The 16,895-nt window shown below is 68.9% G+C and carries 20 protein-coding genes; 8 read left to right on the top strand and 12 right to left on the bottom strand.

Annotated elements, in window-relative coordinates; translation table 11 throughout:
* Positions 1–13: 13 nt before the first annotated feature.
* From ACIQF0_RS04235 to ACIQF0_RS04215, 5 genes are all read right to left on the bottom strand, one after another.
* Positions 14–574 (bottom strand): TIGR03086 family metal-binding protein, encoded by a 561-nt coding sequence (locus tag ACIQF0_RS04235; protein WP_401024278.1) that lies wholly within the window; start codon positions 572–574, stop codon positions 14–16.
* Positions 574–984, bottom strand: coding sequence for a hypothetical protein (locus ACIQF0_RS04230; RefSeq protein ID WP_401024277.1), 411 nt, complete (start codon positions 982–984; stop codon positions 574–576). Before ACIQF0_RS04230 ends, ACIQF0_RS04235 begins: the two co-directional genes overlap by 1 nt.
* On the bottom strand, positions 909–1,616 hold the full coding sequence (locus tag ACIQF0_RS04225; protein WP_401024274.1) for a DUF998 domain-containing protein: 708 nt from the start codon (positions 1,614–1,616) through the stop codon (positions 909–911). Before ACIQF0_RS04225 ends, ACIQF0_RS04230 begins: the two co-directional genes overlap by 76 nt.
* A gap of 81 nt (positions 1,617–1,697) precedes the next feature.
* Complete coding sequence (locus ACIQF0_RS04220; RefSeq protein ID WP_401027689.1) at positions 1,698–2,426, bottom strand: SDR family NAD(P)-dependent oxidoreductase; 729 nt, start codon at positions 2,424–2,426, stop codon at positions 1,698–1,700.
* 25 nt (positions 2,427–2,451) lie between these two features.
* Positions 2,452–3,312, bottom strand: a complete 861-nt coding sequence (locus ACIQF0_RS04215) for a LysR family transcriptional regulator ArgP (protein WP_401027688.1) — start codon at positions 3,310–3,312, stop codon at positions 2,452–2,454.
* A gap of 99 nt (positions 3,313–3,411) precedes the next feature.
* On the opposite strand from ACIQF0_RS04215, the gene ACIQF0_RS04210 reads away from it, so the two are divergent.
* On the top strand, positions 3,412–3,960 hold the full coding sequence (locus ACIQF0_RS04210; protein WP_401027686.1) for a LysE/ArgO family amino acid transporter: 549 nt from the start codon (positions 3,412–3,414) through the stop codon (positions 3,958–3,960).
* Here ACIQF0_RS04210 and idi read toward each other — a convergent pair whose 3' ends face one another.
* Positions 3,961–4,539 carry an isopentenyl-diphosphate Delta-isomerase gene (gene idi / locus ACIQF0_RS04205; protein WP_401027683.1) on the bottom strand — a complete coding sequence of 193 codons (579 nt, stop codon included), beginning with the start codon at positions 4,537–4,539 and terminating at the stop codon, positions 3,961–3,963. It abuts the gene before it with no gap.
* A 111-nt stretch (positions 4,540–4,650) separates the two neighbouring features.
* On the opposite strand from idi, the gene ACIQF0_RS04200 reads away from it, so the two are divergent.
* Complete coding sequence (locus ACIQF0_RS04200) at positions 4,651–4,839, top strand: MbtH family protein (protein ID WP_330277491.1); 189 nt, start codon at positions 4,651–4,653, stop codon at positions 4,837–4,839.
* Here ACIQF0_RS04200 and ACIQF0_RS04195 read toward each other — a convergent pair.
* The 3 genes from ACIQF0_RS04195 to ACIQF0_RS04185 form a co-directional block, all read right to left on the bottom strand.
* Positions 4,836–7,349: a glycoside hydrolase family 97 catalytic domain-containing protein gene (locus ACIQF0_RS04195; protein WP_401024270.1), complete on the bottom strand. Its 2,514-nt coding sequence runs from the start codon at positions 7,347–7,349 to the stop codon at positions 4,836–4,838. The two genes, ACIQF0_RS04200 and ACIQF0_RS04195, sit on opposite strands and share 4 nt — an antisense overlap.
* Before the next feature lie 115 nt (positions 7,350–7,464).
* Positions 7,465–8,757, bottom strand: a complete 1,293-nt coding sequence (locus tag ACIQF0_RS04190; RefSeq protein WP_401024267.1) for a cytochrome D1 domain-containing protein — start codon at positions 8,755–8,757, stop codon at positions 7,465–7,467.
* A gap of 35 nt (positions 8,758–8,792) precedes the next feature.
* Positions 8,793–9,278 (bottom strand): GNAT family N-acetyltransferase, encoded by a 486-nt coding sequence (locus ACIQF0_RS04185; protein WP_401024264.1) that lies wholly within the window; start codon positions 9,276–9,278, stop codon positions 8,793–8,795.
* Positions 9,279–9,357: 79 nt separating this feature from the next.
* Here ACIQF0_RS04185 and ACIQF0_RS04180 point away from each other — a divergent pair, with 79 nt between their 5' ends.
* Together ACIQF0_RS04180 and ACIQF0_RS04175 are read left to right on the top strand one after the other, a co-directional pair.
* Entirely contained in the window at positions 9,358–9,849 is a 492-nt protein-coding gene (locus tag ACIQF0_RS04180) for an RNA polymerase sigma factor (protein ID WP_401024261.1), read from the top strand.
* A complete protein-coding gene (locus ACIQF0_RS04175) occupies positions 9,842–10,708 on the top strand; it encodes a hypothetical protein (protein ID WP_401024259.1) in 867 nt (288 codons plus the stop codon). Before ACIQF0_RS04180 ends, ACIQF0_RS04175 begins: the two co-directional genes overlap by 8 nt.
* Here ACIQF0_RS04175 and ACIQF0_RS04170 read toward each other — a convergent pair.
* Positions 10,693–12,018: a serine/threonine-protein kinase gene (locus ACIQF0_RS04170; protein WP_360030405.1), complete on the bottom strand. Its 1,326-nt coding sequence runs from the start codon at positions 12,016–12,018 to the stop codon at positions 10,693–10,695. The genes ACIQF0_RS04175 and ACIQF0_RS04170 overlap by 16 nt on opposite strands.
* A 69-nt stretch (positions 12,019–12,087) precedes the next feature.
* On the opposite strand from ACIQF0_RS04170, the gene ACIQF0_RS04165 reads away from it, so the two are divergent.
* The 3 genes from ACIQF0_RS04165 to ACIQF0_RS04155 all read left to right on the top strand — a co-directional run bounded on the left by ACIQF0_RS04165 (position 12,088) and on the right by ACIQF0_RS04155 (position 15,191).
* A complete protein-coding gene (locus ACIQF0_RS04165) occupies positions 12,088–13,044 on the top strand; it encodes a magnesium transporter CorA family protein (protein WP_401024256.1) in 957 nt (318 codons plus the stop codon).
* Between the two features lie 4 nt (positions 13,045–13,048).
* On the top strand, positions 13,049–13,816 hold the full coding sequence (locus tag ACIQF0_RS04160; RefSeq protein ID WP_360030410.1) for an enoyl-CoA hydratase/isomerase family protein: 768 nt from the start codon (positions 13,049–13,051) through the stop codon (positions 13,814–13,816).
* Positions 13,817–14,087: 271 nt separating this feature from the next.
* Entirely contained in the window at positions 14,088–15,191 is a 1,104-nt protein-coding gene (locus ACIQF0_RS04155; protein ID WP_401024253.1) for a hypothetical protein, read from the top strand.
* Between the two features lie 57 nt (positions 15,192–15,248).
* Here ACIQF0_RS04155 and ACIQF0_RS04150 read toward each other — a convergent pair whose 3' ends face one another.
* Positions 15,249–15,569, bottom strand: a complete 321-nt coding sequence (locus tag ACIQF0_RS04150; protein WP_401024250.1) for a hypothetical protein — start codon at positions 15,567–15,569, stop codon at positions 15,249–15,251.
* A gap of 57 nt (positions 15,570–15,626) precedes the next feature.
* Entirely contained in the window at positions 15,627–16,082 is a 456-nt protein-coding gene (locus ACIQF0_RS04145; RefSeq protein WP_330277501.1) for an SLATT domain-containing protein, read from the bottom strand.
* A gap of 34 nt (positions 16,083–16,116) precedes the next feature.
* Between ACIQF0_RS04145 and ACIQF0_RS04140 the strand changes: the two genes are divergently transcribed.
* The gene (locus ACIQF0_RS04140; protein WP_401024246.1) at positions 16,117–16,845 is read left to right on the top strand and encodes a PIG-L deacetylase family protein; all 729 of its coding nucleotides are present in this window, start codon (positions 16,117–16,119) and stop codon (positions 16,843–16,845) included.
* The last annotated feature ends 50 nt before the right edge of the window (positions 16,846–16,895 follow it).

The following is a 16,895-nucleotide window of genomic DNA, read 5'->3' as shown; positions in this document are numbered from 1 at the left end:
AGGAGAGCCTAACCTAGGCCCAGCCGGGGTTCCGCCCACTGAGTCCCAGGACACGGTCGAGCAGAGGCGCGTTCGAGTCGACCTCCACCGCGGCTCCGAAGAGCGAGCCGTCGCGGTCGTCCGGTCCGATCGACGACACGAACCCGTGCACGACCTGGAGCAGGCCTTCCTCGACCTCGAACGGCTGCCCGGTCGCCTTGGCGAGGTCCCAGCCGTGCAGGACGATCTCGTCCAGCGCCACGGCACCGGCGACCTCGCCGGGCAGGTCGACGCCACCGGCGCGGGTCATGCCGTCCCAGGCCTCGGGTGAGCGCCAGGCCTTCGCCAGTTCCCCGAGCCTCGCCGGCACGGACTCGCGGAAGTCGAGCGGCAGCCGGGCCGCGTCGCCGGTGCCGGAGCCTTCGAGCGGGGTCTTGAGCGCCGCCGCCGTGAACGCGGCCGACAGGCCGTTCACGTGGTCGAGCAGGTCGCCCACCGTGTAGCCGGGACACGGAGTCGGCGCTTTGAGATCGCCGTCCGTCACGTTGCGCACCAGGCCCGCGAGCTGATCAGCCGCGGGAGTCAGGTCGAACATCAGTAGCCGTCGCCTCCCCAGAACTGTTCTTCGAGCGTGTCAGCGGTACCGGCGAGCAACTGGAGCGGATCGGTGAACTCGTGGATGTCGAGGTCCTTGAGCGGCAACGAGTGCCGCACCACGACGTGCTCCCCCATGATCGCGAGGCCGCACGCGACGGTCGAGTTGCCCACCTCCGCCAGCACCGCGTGGAGGTCCACGTCCTTGGCCAGGCCGCACGGGGACGCGATCTGCACCCACTCGTGCATCTTGTCGAGCACTTCCCTGACGATGATCACGACCTGCGTGCGTTCATCGTCGCCTTCGTCCTCGTCCCCGAAGGTGAAGAGGATCCTCAGCTCCTCGTCCTCGTCGTGGATGACGTCGTACTCGGCGCGGACGTAATCCGCGAGGTCTCCCCAACTCGCCATGGCGCAACCCTACTTGCCGCGATGGCCCACAGCCCGACGACCAGAACAGCCGCCACCTCCGCGGCGAGCAAGATCCTCTCTATGTAGCCCAACGGGAACACGCGCCACCACCGAACGTCGGAGGCCATGCCCATCACAATGGCGTAGAGGATGGGCATGAATGCGACAAAGCTCAACAAACCGGACGCCATCGTCCATTTGGCATGTTTGCCCCACACGTGATCGCGGAGCCACGGCCGCGCGAGCAGGATGACGGCGATCGGCAGGCTGACGAACGCGATCATGCTGCCGAACCGGTGGATGCTGCCGCTCAGTTCGTTGGTGCCCATGGCCCAGTTCGTCTTGGGGAACGCCACCACGAGGAACAGGCCGATCGACCACAGGGTCAGCGCGATCGCCCCGCCGGAACGCCACCTCGTCAGTCCTTTGTGGACCAGGACGGCGAGGATCGCGAGCGAGCCCACGGCCAGCGACACCACCGCGATGTCGAAGACCGTGCGGTAGTCACCCAGCGCGTACTCGCTGATCGTGCGGCGCAGCGGGCCGACGGTCAGGTCGAGCAGGCCGACCATGGCCACCGTCGCGACGACGGCGAGTGAACCGCCGGTGGCGGCTAGTCGAGGTATCAGCACATAACGGACAACGCCCCGGTGAGCGCGCCGGGTTCCTGGGTTCAGGAACCCGACAGCTCGCGCACAGGCTTTCACCAGCTTTCAGCCGAAGACGCTGCCGCAGGTGATGTTGACCTGCGATCCCGTGAGGGTGCGTCCCCAGTCCGAGGCCACGAACACCGCCGTGCGCCCGACGTCCTCCAGTGTCGCGGCCCTGCCGAGCAGCGTGTCACCGACGATGTCCTCCTCGATCGGCGCCCGGTGCTCCGGCGGAACCGACTCGGGGATGCCGCCGGTCTGCAGCGTCACCACCCGGACGCCCCGCGGTCCGAGTTCGGCCGCGAGCTGGCGGCGCATGGACTCGACCGCGTCGAATGCCGCGAGCAGGCCGCCGAGCTGCCACTTCCGGTGCGCCGACGGCTCGCCGGTGCCGCCGAAGAACAGGATGACGCCCTCGCCCTGCCTGGTCATGTGCCGGGCCGCCGCCCGCGCGGTGAGGAACTTCGACCGGACGGCCGACACGACCGGGCTGAGGTAGTCCTCGACGCTCATCTCGATCATGGGCGTGCCCTGGACGTCGTTGTCGGTGGTGACGTTGACGGAGATGTCGATCCGGTCGAACGCGGCGGCGTGCCGGTCCACGGCCTCCTCGTCCAGCGCGTCGACCACGGCGTAGTGGGCGTGGAGCTCGTCGGCCTTCGCCTTGAGCGTCGCCTCGGTGCGGCCGGCCAGGTGCACGTCGGCACCGGCCTCTTTGAACGCCGCCGCGATCGCGCCGCCCACGTTGCCCGCGCCGCCGTAGATGACTGCGGTCTTCCCGTTGAGGTTCATCGGTTCGCCGGTCATGGCGTCGAGGCTAACTCCGGAGAGCTGTGACCGCCTCTTGCGCGACCGCCTCGGCCACGGCGTTGAGCGCCGGCGAGTCGAGCTTCCACTGCTGCCAGTACAGCGGCACGGAGATGGTGCGGCCCGGCGCGAGGTCGACCAGGCCGTCCTGAAGCTGTTGCGGGGGCACCATTCCCCAGCCGAGGCCCGCCACGATCGTCCGCACGTACACCTCGGACGACGGCACGAAGTGGCGGTGCTCCGAGGCGCCGCGGCCGCGGGTCAGCGTGCGCACGAACCGGTCCTGCAGCTCGTCGTTGCGGTCGAACACGACCACCGGCGCGTCCGGCAGCCACGACTTCAGCGGTCCGGCCTCGTGCCTGTCCACGTACGGCCGCGATGCCATTGCCGCGTAACGGATCTCCCCCAGCTTGGTCACCGAGCACCCCGCGACCGGCTCGCGCGAGGACGTCACCGCCGCCATCACCAGTCCCTGCCGCAGCAACGCCGTCGTGTGGTCCTGGTCCTCGCGGTGCAGGTCGAACGAGATCCGGAGCGACGGCGAAACCCGTTGCAGCGCGGGCAGGAACCACGTGGCGAGCGAGTCGGCGTTCACCGCGATCGGCACCCGCACGACGGCGTCCTCGCCCAGCGCCGCGTCCAGGTCCTGGTCCAGCGCGAGCAGTTGCCGACCGTAGCGCACGATCACCTCACCGGACGGCGTCAGCCGCACCGGCCGGGCCCGCACCAGCAGCACGCGTCCGGTCCGCTGCTCCAAGGCCTTGATGCGTTGCGAGACAGCGGAAGGCGTGACGTGCAACGTGGCGGCCGCGGCGTCGAACGTGCCCGCGTCCACGACGGCGAGCAGTGTGCGCACCAGATCCAGATCCATCACGGCCGCTAATGATACGTAAGAATCTGTAGCTGGTCTCATCAAGACCGCGACAATAGCGTGGACCGCGTGACTGACCTGCTGCTCGGCTTCGGCACCATGATGACCCTGATCGTCGCGATCGGCGCGCAGAACGCTTTCGTGCTGCGCCAAGGCCTTCGCAAGCACGCGGTCGCCAAGGTCGTCGCCGTCTGCGCCCTCTCGGACGCGATTCTGGTCGCCGCGGGCGTGGCCGGGTTCGGCGCGATCGTGCGGAAGTTCCCTCAGGCGATCACGATCGCCGCGATCGCGGGCGGCATTTTCCTGCTGGGCTACGGCTTCCTGGCGGCGCGCCGGGCCTTCCACCCCTCAGCGCTGCGGGCGGGCGAGGACACGAACACCCGCCCCGTCCTGACCGCGCTTGCGCTGACGTGGCTCAACCCGCACGTCTACCTCGACACGCTCCTGCTGCTCGGCTCGATCGCGGCCGGCCGCTGGCTGTTCGGCGTCGGCGCGGTCACCGCGAGCATCACGTGGTTCGTCGCGCTCGGGTACGGCGCGCGCCTGCTGGGGCCGTTGTTCGCGAAGCCACGCGCGTGGCGGGTGCTGGACGGCCTGATCGCCGCCGTGATGATCACCCTCGGGGTGACGCTGATCGCCGGGTCGTGATCAGGACCCGAGCTTCACGGCCTTCGGGAGGCCTGCCTGGTCCCCCACCGGCCACGCCAGCGGATCCGGCCCCAGCTTCACCAGTTCGGCGACCTGAAGCCGCGACCACGGCGACACCGCGCGCGTCCCGTCCAGCACACCGGACGCGTAGTCCGCCCACGCCACCCGTTCGGTCGAGTCGACCTCCTCCGGGTTCGGCACGGGCTCGTCGTCGGACAGCACGCGGAACACCGGGCACATCTCGTTCTCGACGACGCCGTCCATCTCCGCGCGGTAGCGGAACGCCGGCAACAGGAGCTCGGGCTCGGGGGTCTTCATGCCGAGTTCGTCCCACAGGCGGCGCAGAACGGCCTGGGCCATGTCCTCTTCCGGCAGGGGGTGGCCGCAGCAGGTGTTGGTCCACAGGCCGGGGAAGGTCTTCTTGTGCAGGGCACGGCGGGTGAGGATCGTGTTGCCCGCCGAGTCGAAGACGTAGCTGGAGAACGCCAGGTGCAGCGGGGTGGCCGCGTGGTGCACCACCGCCTTGTCCTCGACGCCGATGGCCGAACCGTCCTCGGCCAGGAGGACCACCTGTTCCACAGTCACGGGCACCACGTAATCACACGCGGGCCAAGATCGGGAACCACGCGGACGAGTGAGCTTGAGCGTAGAGATAGCCGGACCATAGGTGTCCCACGTCACCCTGGGGGCATGACTTCCCCGTTCGCTCAGGCTCACACCATGTTCCTGGTGCTGGTCAGCCCGGCGGGCCAGTACTCGATCTGGCCCGCGGTGCTGCAGGTGCCCGCAGGGTGGCAGGTCGTCCACGGAGTCGCCTGCCGCCAGTCCTGCGAGGACTACGTCCAGGCGCTCCGCAACGACCTTCCCCTGGCTGCCTAACACGTCAGCCGCGCGTCACCCCACACAGCGTTGTCGAGGCTCGTGCCGTCGCCGCCGTCGGTCACCCGCAGCGTCAACCCCTTCACCCCACCGACATCCACGCTGATGGGCAGCGCCGGGTCCACAGACCGGCGCAGCGGGCTCGCGTACAGCACGCGGCCGTCGCCCAGCAGTTCGAACGTGACCGTGCCGCCGACGCCGCCCGCACGGTCCACCCGGCCGTCGACCTCGTCGTCCACGCCCACGGTCGCGTCGAACCGGGAGCACGTCCCGAGTTCGACGGTCCTGTCCGCGGGCGTCGTGCCGATGCCCTTGCCGAACCGCACGCCGCCGGTGGTCAGCGTCCTGCCCTCGACGGAACGGTCGTTGCCGGCCACGTAGATCTGGCCGGTGGGCAACGGTTTCCACACGTGTGCGCGCGTCGCCTTCTCGGCTTCGGCACCGGCGAACCGCGCCACCAACGGCACGTCTGTCAGGCCTGCAACAGGATTCGCGCCGACACGGACGGTCCACCTACCGTGCACCGACTGCCCCGGCGCGACCCGCAACGCCCTCACCGCCGAGGATGCACTCCACCCGGACGGCACGCGCGGCGCGAACATCACGCCGTACAACGGCCGGTCCGAGGTGTTGGTGAACGTGCCGCTCATCTCGAACGCCTCCCCCGGCCGCACCGACACCTCCGCAGGCGTGACAGCGACAGAAGTCGACGGAACGCCGTGAACAGGCCGAGCGCAGGTACCACGCGAAGGACGGCAGACCAGCGCGACGAACCCACCGTCCCGAGCCACCGGAACGGTCAGCTTCTCCGAAGTGACATGGGTTTCCTTCACCAGCCCGGCGGCACCGTCGCGCACGACCTCGACCAGCCACCGTCCACCACCCAACGCGGGCAGGTCCAGGACACGAGCCTCCCCCGCCACAGCCCCGCCGACGAACCACCGGTCACCCGAACGCCGAGCGATCACCACGCTTTCCGTCGGACGCCCGGACAACAGCCGCGTCTCGTCCCACGCCGCCGGCGCCTGCTCCAGGAACCAGCGCGCCAGCGGGCGGGCGTCGTAGGAGTCCGGGCGCCCGGCCAGGTTCTGAATGCCCGACTCGTAGAGCACCGACAACGCCAGCTCACCGCCATCGGTGTTGGTACGAGCCCGGTGGAAGCCGCCGGGCGTGTAGTCCATGCCGCCGACGACGTTGCGGGTGAACGGCAACGCGGTCAGGTGAGAAGTGGTGAGGCCGCTGGACTTCTCGGCGCCGTGCACGGCCTCGGTCGTCATGACGTGCGGCCAGGTGCGGTGAATGCCGTGCGGCAGCGTGGCGCCGTGGAAGTTGACCAGGAAGTGCATTCGGGCGGTCTCGGGCAGGATCTCGTCGTACCAGCGGTAGCGCTCCTGGCCGTCGGAGTCCATGAAATCGATCTTCAGGCCGCGCACGCCCCACCGGTGCAGCCACGGCAGGTGGTCCGCGCGCTTCTCGGGAGTGTCGACGCTGCTGAACCGCACCCAGGTGTGGATGCCGACGCCCCGCGCCGACGCGTACCGCACGAGTTCGGGGATGAAGCTGGTCTGCCGCCAGTTCGGGTCGTCGTACCAGCCCGCGTCGACCACGACGTACGGCCAGCCGCGCGCGGCCGCGTAGTCCACGAACTCCTTCTGCCGCACCAGGTCCTGCTGCACGGGACGGCCACCGGCGAGCCACGACCACACCGCGGGGCCGGGCTCGATCCACGACGTGTCGCGCACCCGCGAGGCCGGCGCGAGGTCGTCCACCAGCGTCGACTCCACCACGGTGGCCAGCGAACCGACGATCATCGCGCGCCACGGCGTCTTCAGCGCGCCGGTCACCGCGACCGCGGAGTCCCACAGCTTGACCTGGTACCGGCCGCCGCCGACGTGCACGAGGTGGCCGCCGGAGTAGCGTCCGTCCACATCGGACTCGGTGATCAGCGCGTACGAACCGCCGACCTCGAACAGCGCCGGGTGCATGTACTCGGCCTGCTCGGCGAACCCGGCGGTGGTCTGGAGGAACGGGTTCTCGTAGTCACGGCGGAACTTCGCGAGCCACGCCACCGAATCGGGAGGCAGCACGAAGGCGGAGGCCTCACCGGTCACCGCGCCGAAGTTCCGCGGCAACTCGTACCGGTACGCGACGCCGTCGGGAGATTCGCGCACCACGAAGCCAAGCTCACCAGCAGAGGAAGTGAACCGGTAGGTGGTCTCGGTGGCGCGCACGACCCGGTCCCGCTTCTTGCCGGACGTCGTGCGGTAGTGCTCGAAGATCGCCCGGCGTGACTTGCCGGTCAACGAGAGGCCGGAAGACAGGTCGGCACGCTCGGTCATGATCCCGACCGGCGACGGCCTCACGACGGTCCTGCCCCGATGCGTCACCGCCAGCGTGACGGCCCCACCGGCAACGTCGACCACCGCCCGCGGGCCCTCGACACCCGCCTGAGCAGGTGGTACGACCAGCCCCAACGCCAGCGCGACGACAGCAAGCGTTCTCACCGCCACGGACACTCCCCTCGTGAACCGGGGCGGCGGTCACCGGAGGTACATCCCTCGACCCGGACGTTATGCCGGGCATTTCGACCGAGTCAAGGGATGTAACAACCATGACAAGCGTTGACTAGAGCAGAGTGATGTACCCGTGCGAAGAGGCCCCACCGTGCTCGTTGTCGCCCGCGTACGAGGCCGTGAAGCCCTGCAGCAGGGTGGACAGGCCGACCAGCAACGCCACGTTCGCGTCGCAGGTGGCCTTGCCGGACGAGTTGGTCGTCGCGGTGCAGAGCGGGTTGCCCTTCACCGTGCGGAAGACGACCGACCGGCCGGCGATCGGCGCCCCGGTGTGCTTGTCGGTCAGCGTCGCGTCGAGCGAGCGGACCGTGAACCCGAGTAGCCGCAGTTGCAACTGCGCGGAGCCGGACACGAGCTTCGACGCGGCGGGCGGCACGAAGTTGATCGCGATGCCCACCGGGCGCTGGCCCACGGCGATGGTGCCGGTGACCGTGCCGGACGCCGTGTCGATGACCGACACGGTGTTGCTGTTGAAGTTCGTCACGTAGGCCGAGGCCCCGTCCGGCGTGAGGGCCACGCTGATCGGGCGGTCACCGACGAAGATCTTCTGCAGCTCGGTCATCGTCGTGAGGTCCACGACGGACACCGAGTCGAACTCGCTGTTCGTCACGTACGCGCGGGTTCCGTTGGGCGCCAACGCGATGCCGTGCGGCGTGAAGCCGACGGCCGCGGTGCCGACGACGGTGCGCGAGGCCACGTCGATGGCGGAGACGCTGTCCGAGCCCTTGTTGACCACGTACATCCGCGTGCCGTCCGCCGACGCCGCGATGGCGGTCGCCGCGTTGCCGACGGCGATCGTGGCGACGACCGCGTTGGCCGTCGTGTCGATGACCGAGACGGTGCCCGGTCCCGGCACGTCGTGCGTGACGTAGACGGACTTGCCGTCCTTCGTGACGACGACGCCGTCGGCGTTCGAGCCGACCGTGACGGTCGCGGTGACCGTCAGCGTGGCCGTGTCGACCACGGACACCGTGCCGTCCAGATAGTTGGTGACGTAGACGAAGCCGCCACCGGGGGCGACCGCGACGCCCGCCGGGTGAGACCCGACGGGAATGGACTTGTCGACCGTGTTGGTCGGCGTGTCGATGACTGTCAGCGTGTTCTGCGCGGAGTTCGTCACGTAGCCACGGGTCCCGTCGAACGCGACCGCTGCCATGTAAGGCGAGTTTCCGTTGCTGTCAGCGATCGTCGTGGACACCGCGTTCGTGGCCGTGTCGATCACCGACACCCCGCCGCCGTTGTTGGCGACGTATCCGAGCACCCGGCCGGCGGGAGCCGCCGAGGCCGGGGTCACCACCAGTGCCGTGGTGATGGCAGCCGCCATCACCAGTGGACGCAACCGCATGTTCAATGCCTCCTGGCGCGAGTCATCCCGACCCTTCAGGACATCGCGACCGGATGAGCGGACGTTAGCCTCTTCTCGAACCAGTGGTCGGAGTATTCGGCTGCGTTGTACGGAGCAATCTCCACGAACCCGTGCTTGGCGTACAGACTCCTTGCCTCCACGAGATCTTTGCGGGTGTCGAGCCGCAACGACGTGATGCCCCGCTTGATCGCTTCGGCCTCCATCGCGACGAGCAACGCCGACGCGGCGCCCTGCCCGCGGAACGGCGTGCGCACGAACATGCGCGTCAGCTCGCCGACACCGTTGTCGAGGAAGCGCATGCCCAGACAGCCGACATCGTTGCCATCGCGCGACACGACGAGGAAGACGGGCACGTCGTGGTCCTGCTCGTCGCGTTCGTAGGCGTCGATCTCGGCGTCGTTCGTCGGACGGCCCCAGTAGCGGCTGATCATCTCGGCGTTGTACTCGCGGTTGAGCGGCGAACGCGCGGCGTCGGTGGCCGTCACGGTCCAGTTGGTCATGGGACCATCATCGAAAGGCCGTCCACTGTGATTCAGGTCACTGCAACACCGACACCGCGAGAAGCCAACTGGGGGCGTGATGTTCGCGGAGCTGTTCGACGAGCACGCCCATCCGCTGCACCGATATCTGGCGCGGCGGGTGGGCGTCGACGTGGCCGACGACTTGGTCAGCGAGACGTTCCTCGCCGCCATGCGCGGCGAGGAGAGCTACGACCCGGAGAAGGGCAGCGTCGTCGGCTGGCTCTACGGCATCGCCACGAACCTGTTGCGCGGCCACGCCAAACGCGAGACGCGCCTGTTGCGCACCGCCGAACGGTACGGCGTCGACCTCGGTGTCGCCGAGTCGCTGGAGCACACCGTGGTCACCCGCGTCGACGCCCGCTCGCACCTGCGCCGGATCGCCCGTGAGCTGGCGCGGATGTCCCAGGACGACCGCGATCTGGTGCTGCTCGTGTCGCTGGCCGGGCTGACCGTGCAGGAGACGGCGGACGCCCTCGGCCTCAACCCCGGAACCGCCCGGTCCCGTCTGCACCGGCTGCGCGCGAAGCTGAAGGAAGTGGAACATGCGTGACCTGCTGGACGACGACCTCGCCGAGCTGTACCCGGTGCGGGGCGACGACGACGTGCGGCTGGCCCGGTTGCGCGAACAGCTCTTCGCCGAGAAGCCGGAACGCCGGTCGCGACGCTGGGCCGGCATCGCGGCGGCCTCCGTCACGGTGGTGCTGATCGCCGGGCTGGTCGTGCTGCTCAGGCCCGCCTCGCGCGACTCGGCCGCGACGATGCCGGTCGCGCCCGCCACCTCGTTGGTGGAGGCCGCGGCGCTGCTGGAGCGGGCAGAGCAGCCGTCCGCGAAATACCGGCACGTCAGGTACGCGGTCTGGCAGACGATGTCCATCGGGGGCGAGTCCAGCTCGTTCGGCGCCACCGCGCTCGAGTACCAGATCGACGCGTGGGTGCCCGCCGCGAAGGGCGAGATGGTCGTCATCTACCGCCGGTTCACCGGGAACAAGCGCGCGGTCACCGGCGTCCAGGAGCCGCTCGACCGCCTCACGGCCATCGAGTACAAGGGCCCTCAGCTGTGGAGCACGTTCTGCACCTCCACGCCCTGCAAGGAGTCGAGCCTCGGACTGCCGCTGCCGGCCGACCCCACGCGGAAGCTGGAGGGCGCCTCGTCGCGCCTGCTGTCGCCGTACACGACCAACGAGGAGAAGGCCGCGACCTACCGGGAGCTCGCCGCGTCCCCGGAGGTCCGCTGGAACGACGGGGCGCTGTCGGTCGACGGCGGCCTGACCTCGTTCCGCGTCGACCCGGAGACGGGTGAGGTCGTCAGCACGGAGGTGGCGGCGCCCGCGGACAGCAAGCTGCCGCCGGGCACGCCGGTTCTGACGGTCTCCATGACCTACGAGTGGACCGATCAGCGCCCGTCGTAGCTGCGCGGCAGGTACCAGGCCAGGGCGGCGCGCAGCTCGGCGACGTCGCGCTCGCGCCGCCGCCTGGTGCGCTCGTGGGCGATCGGGAACACCCGCACACCGCCGTGGTGCGCGCCGAAGAAGCGGCGCGGTGCTGGGTCCTTCAGCCAGACGACGACCCACGGCCGTTTCTTGTGCGGCACCACGCGCACCCGTGCGAGCTCGTACCACCAGTACTGGTGGAACTTGCCGTTGCGCGTGGTGGCGATGCCCTCGCGGCTGATCTCGATGACGACCTTGCGGCGGGCGGCGGCGCTGAAGTACCGCACCGCGCGCACGACGAGCACGCAGAACGCGGCCAGGGCCAGCAGCTGCGTGGCTCCGTTGGCCTGCGCGGCCGGGTCGGCGATCGCGGCGGCGAGCAGGGCCACGGCGAGGTTCAGCCCGCCCCACGCCATCGGCACGAACCGCGACGTCGAGAACGTCGCGGCGGCGGGCGTCATCGGCGCGGGGAGCTTGCTGGTCGGCGCCTTCGGCGTCACGACCTGGCTGAGCAGGCGCGTCACCTCGGCCGGTTCGGGACGCTTGGCCGGGTCGCGGTGCATGCACTTCTGCACCAACGGACGCAACGGCTTGGGCACGCCGTCGATGTCCGGCTCGCCGTGCGCCGCCTTGTAGAGCAACGTGGCCGTCGGGCCCTCACCGAACGGGCCCTTGCCCGTCGCCGCGTAGACCAGCACGGCGCCCAGGGCGAACACGTCCGAAGGGGACGCGACCTCCTGACCGGTGATCTGCTCGGGCGACAGGAAGCCGGGCGTGCCGAAGACCATGCCGGTCTCGGTCAGCGCGGTGTGCTCCATCGCGCGCGAGATGCCGAAGTCGATGACACGAGGCCCGTCGGCGCCCAGCAGCACGTTGGACGGCTTGAGGTCGCGGTGCACCAGGCCGGCCCGGTGGATCGCGGTGAGCGCCTCGGCCAGACCTTCGGCGAGGCGTCTCAAATGGTGCTCCGGCAACGGACCGTGCCGTTCGATGGCCTCTTGCAGCGTCGGCCCGGGCACGTACTCCGTCGCCATCCACGGCCGGGGCGCGCGCGTGTCGGCGTCCACGACGGCCGCCGTGCCGGCGCTGCCGACCGCTCGGGCCATCTGGACCTCGCGGCGGAACCGCTCGCGGAAGCGCGGGTCGTCGGCGAGCTCCGCGCGGGCCACCTTGACGGCGACCTGGCGTCCGTCGCTGCCTTGTCCCAGGTAGACCGTTCCCATGGCACCACGACCAAGCCTGCCCAAGAGCAGGTAGTCCCCAATGCGCTGTGGTTGGTCCACCTTCACCGGATCGAGGGTAGCGGGAACTCGGGCCGAAACCTCACATCTGAGTAGATCTACGTATCGTTGTCGCCCATGGGTAGGACCCGCTTGTACCGCAACGGCGAACTCGTGGACAGGGACTTCCCCGTCACGAAGGTCGCGGAGCATCTCGAAGATCACTCCGCGGTCGTGTGGTTCGACCTGTGCGCGCCGTCTCAAGACGAGATAGGTCTGTTGCGCGACGAACTGGGCTTGCACGAGCTCGCGATCGAGGACGCGGTCTCCGAGCGGCAGCGTCCCAAGATCGACCGCTACCCCACTCATCTGTTCCTCAGCGTCTACGCGGTCCGGTACGAGAACCACGAGCTCAAGACGTGCGAGGTCGACGTCTTCGTGTCCAGGAACGCGCTCGTGACCGTGCGCGAGAGCGAGGACTACAAGCTGGACGGCGTGCAGCGGCGGTGGGACAGCGCGCCATCGCTGGCGTCGAGCGGTGTCGCGTTCCTGCTGCACGGCCTGCTCGACGACGTGGTGGACGGCCACTACGCGGCGGCGCAGCGGCTCGACGACGACATCGAGGCCCTCGAGGACCGCATCTACGAGGAGAAACCACACGTCGGACGCAAGGCGCTGCAGCTCAGGCGTGCGTTGGTGCAGCTCAGGCGAGCCGCGTTGCCGATGCGGGAGGTGCTGGGGTCGCTGCTGCACCGCGAGCACGACCTCGTGGACGACACGATGATGCCGTACTACCTGGACGTGAAGGACCACGCGCTGTTCACCGCGGAGCTGACCGAGTCGATGCGGGAGCTGATCACGAACCTGCGCGAGGCCGAGGTCGCCGTGCAGAGCAACCGGCTCAACTCGATCATGAAGAAGGTCACCAGCTGGGCCGCGATCATCGCCGTGCCGACGGCGATTTCGGGCTACTACGGCATGAACGTCCCTTACCCCGGTTATGAGCAGAAATGGGGTGTTTGGGTGTCCACGCTGGGTATCTTCGGCCTCTCCTACCTCCTGTACCTGATGTTCAAGCGCCGCGATTGGTTGTGAGCCTGTGAAGATCCACCTGACCCGCCGTGACGAGCTCGCGATCATCACGATCGACGCGCCGCCGCTCAACCTGTACTCCCTCGACCTCGACGCCGAGTTCCACGAGGCCCTGGACGAGCTGGGTGACGCGCGGGCGTTGCTGGTCAACGCCACGGGAAAGGTCGTGTCGGGCGGTGTCGACGTGTCGCTTTTCGCCGCGCAGGAGTACCGCGACGAGGCGCAGCAGCTGTTCGACCGCATGCTGGTCCTGCCGCAACGCCTCGCCGCGCTGCCGATCCCGACCGTCTTCGCCGCGCACGCGTTGTGCCTGACCTGGGCTTTCGAGCTGGCGGTTGCGTGCGACCTGATCCTGGCCTCCGAGCGCGCCCGGTTCGGGCTGGTCGAGAAGGTCGTGGGCCTGACGCCGACGATGGGCGGCACGCAGCGGCTGGCGGCGCGCGCGGGCGTGGGTCGCGCGAAGGAGTTCGTGATGACCGGCGACCTTTACGACGCCGCCACGCTGGAACGGTGGAATGTCGTTAACCGGGTGTTCCCCGACGAAGGTTTCGCTTTGGCCGCGGAGCAGTTCGCGCTGAGTCTCGCGACCGGTCCGACGCAGGCACACTTTGCGACCAAACAGGTGCTCGCGCATTTCGAGAACGGGGGCGTCCCGGAGGCCGACGCTCACGTCACGACGATCGCGTCGGCGTTGTTCGAGACCGAGGACCTGCCACGCGCTGTGCACAGCTTCCTCACGGACGGTCCCGGTCGCGCGACATTCACAGGTCGCTGATCTCACACATCAAAGAATCATATGGCTCGGTGATAAAACCGTGATCTACCTGCTCACACGGATGGAGCATTCCCCACCGGGCGGAAGATGATGTTGCGGCGCAAGGAGATCCGCTTGACTCCTCCGGTTCTGCCGTGCAGTGTGCTGATCGTTCAACGGCCCCGTACGAAACTTCGTCGCACGAGTTTTGTACACATTCCGCAACGGCCGACGACACAATCAGCGAGTTCACGGTCCCCCGTCGTGAGCGCGCGTGGAGGTAGAACCAGCCGTGAGACCCAGATTGGCCCTGCTGCTGACCGGTGGTGTCATCGTGCTGGCCGCCTGTTCCCCGACCAAGGCGGCCCAGCCGACACCCGTGGCGGAAAGCTCCAGTGCCACCTCGACCAGCATTCCCAGCAGTTCCTCGGAGGCCCCGAGCAGCAGTTCGGCGGCCCCCAGCTCGACGACGACCAAGTCCGCCACCAACGGCCCCGTGAAGCCCCCGGCGAACTCCCCCGCCCCCGCCGGCTCCCCTGGCTGGAAGCTCACCCAGGCCAACACGGGCCTCGCCGCCCACGGCCTGAACTGCGACTCGCTGCCGCTCTACACCGGTCCCGGCGCCCCCGCCGCGGGCACCGTGATCTCCGGCAAGCGCGTCGAACAGGCCCTGACGCTGTTCGCGGGCAACATCACCATCGAGAAGTCCTGCATCCGCCCGAAGAACCTCGGTGAGACCGCCCCGCTGATCACCACGAACGGCCCGTGCGGCAGCAACTCCTGCCAGGTCACCGGCGCCCCCGTGACGATCCGCGACTCGAACATCGACGGCTCCGCCCTGTCGGCCAAGACCATCGCGGGCTCCTGCGCGTTCCTCGGTGTCGGCACCCTGCAGCGCAACTACATCAGCGGCATGGGCTCCGGCATCTGCTTCTACAACACCGGCAGCTCCCTGAGCGGCCTCGCCGAGGGCAACTACGTCCGCGGCCTGCGCTCGGACGGCGAGTCCCACAACGACGGCGCCACCGTCCGCGACTTCCCGCTCGACAAGAACGCGGGCCGCACCCTGACGTTCCGCAACAACCGCATCGACTGCTCGACCGGCAACGACACCGGCGCCCTGTTCATCCAGACCTACGGCGGCGACATCGACAACGTCACCGTCGAGGGCAACCTGCTGGAGGGCGGCGGCTACCAGCTCGGCCTGGAGTCGGGCTTCGACAACCTCTACGGCCGCAACATGAAGTCCATCAACAACCGCTTCAGCGGCACCGGGTGGGGCGCGGCCTACGTGAGCCAGAAGGGCGCCTCGTACAAGTGGGCGGTGTGGCAGGACAACTACCTGCACGACGCCAACGCGCCGGACGCCAAGGGCAAGCCCGCGGGCACCCCGTAGTCCCCTGACCGCCTTCGCCGCCGAGGCCCCCGCCGGCGGCGAAGGCGGTGCGCGGGCTCAGTCGGACGGTGCACCGGAACGGCGCTCGACCTCGGCGAGGCGTTCCTCGAGGGCCCGGATGCGGTCGTAGAGATCGACCAGGGTCACGCCGTCGGCCACCACGCCGGGGCGCTGCCAATGCCTTCGCACGAAGTCCTCCCGGCTCTCCTGCGGCGACTGCTGGAATCCGGAGAACGGCGCGGCACCGGGCTCCGCCGCCGGCGCGGAAGCGCCCAGCGCGCGGAACAAGGACTTCTGCAGCTTCATGATGATGAACCCGACGAGCACGATCCCCACGAGAGCGGTGACGGGGATCAGCCAACCCCAAGCGTCCGACATGAGAAACCCCCTGATCCTCGGACAGCGGAGATCGACACTACCGGTCGCGTCTCCGGCTCAGCCGTTGTCGCGGAACTTCAGCCAGCGCCCGCTGAGCGAGTCCCAGATCTCCTGGTAGCGCTCGAACATCTCCCGCACCCGCTCGGGGTCCACGTCGGCGGCCGGAGTGGACGCCACGTAGTAGGCGAGATCGTCCTCCAGCCGGTGGAACTTGTAGCTGGCCTCCTCCATCAGCACCCAGAGCGAGCGCCACGCGAAGAACGGCTCCAAAGCGGACACCACGGTCACCACCGCGACCAGCGAGAACGCCGTTCCCGTCCAGGGGTCCAGGTTCTGCAGGCCGAGGATGATCGTCGACACCGCCGAAAGCACCAAAGTGGTCAGTCGGACAGTTACGGACTTCCACCTGAACCGCTGCTTGCGGGAACGGGCGTACGCGTGCCCGCGTTCGATCTGCCCGAGCAGGTGCTGTGCGAGTTCGTGCGGCTTCAGGCCGGACGGCAAGTCGGTCACCGGCAAGACAATAGTTTCGGGGTAACTTCCCCGCGTGCAGTTCGATGGACCGAGAACCTTGCTGGCCGTCCACGCTCACCCCGACGACGAGTCGCGGTCGACCGGAGGAATCCTGGCCCACTACGCCCGTCAGGGTGTCCGGATCGTCCTCGTCACCTGTACCAGTGGCGAGCTGGGTGACATGCCCGGCGGCATCAAGCCCGGCGAGCTGAACCACCACCCGCAGGCCGTGGCGGCGCGCAGACGGGCGCAGCTCAACGCCGCGTGTGATGTGCTCGGCATCACAGACCTGGAACTGTTGGGGTATCACGACTCCGGCGAGACCGGTGAGGTGCCGCCCGGCGCGTTCTGCTCGATCCCGGTCGAGACGGCGGCGGGGCGGGTGGCCGCGCTGATCGAGCACTTCCGGCCACAGGTGGTCGTGACGCACGACCACCACAATCCACATCAGCACCGCGATCACGTCCACGCCGCGCGGGTCGCGCAGCACGCGGTCAAGGAGACCGGGATCCCGGCGAAGCTGTACCTGGAAGCGCACGACAGCCTCGCCACGACCACGGTGGACACGTCCGGCGTCGCCGACGTGAAGCGCAAGGCGTTGTACTGCTACGAGAGCCAGTCGCTCATCGGGAAGCTGACGGCGCAGCAACGGTTCGCGGCCGAGTCGTACATCCGCGCGATCGACACGACCGGGGCACCGTTGCCCGAGACAGATCTGTTCGCCGGCATCACGCACCACGGGCCGGATCTGCCGCGCTGGTGAAATGCCGAGGGGCGTTCGCCGTGAAGACGAACGCCCCTTCGAGACTAGAG

This window comes from Lentzea sp. NPDC092896 (assembly GCF_044754905.1).
In the GTDB taxonomy this organism is placed as follows: domain Bacteria; phylum Actinomycetota; class Actinomycetes; order Mycobacteriales; family Pseudonocardiaceae; genus Lentzea.
Note: the sequence above shows the minus strand (reverse complement) of the source record. Positions and strands in the feature narration are given on the sequence as shown.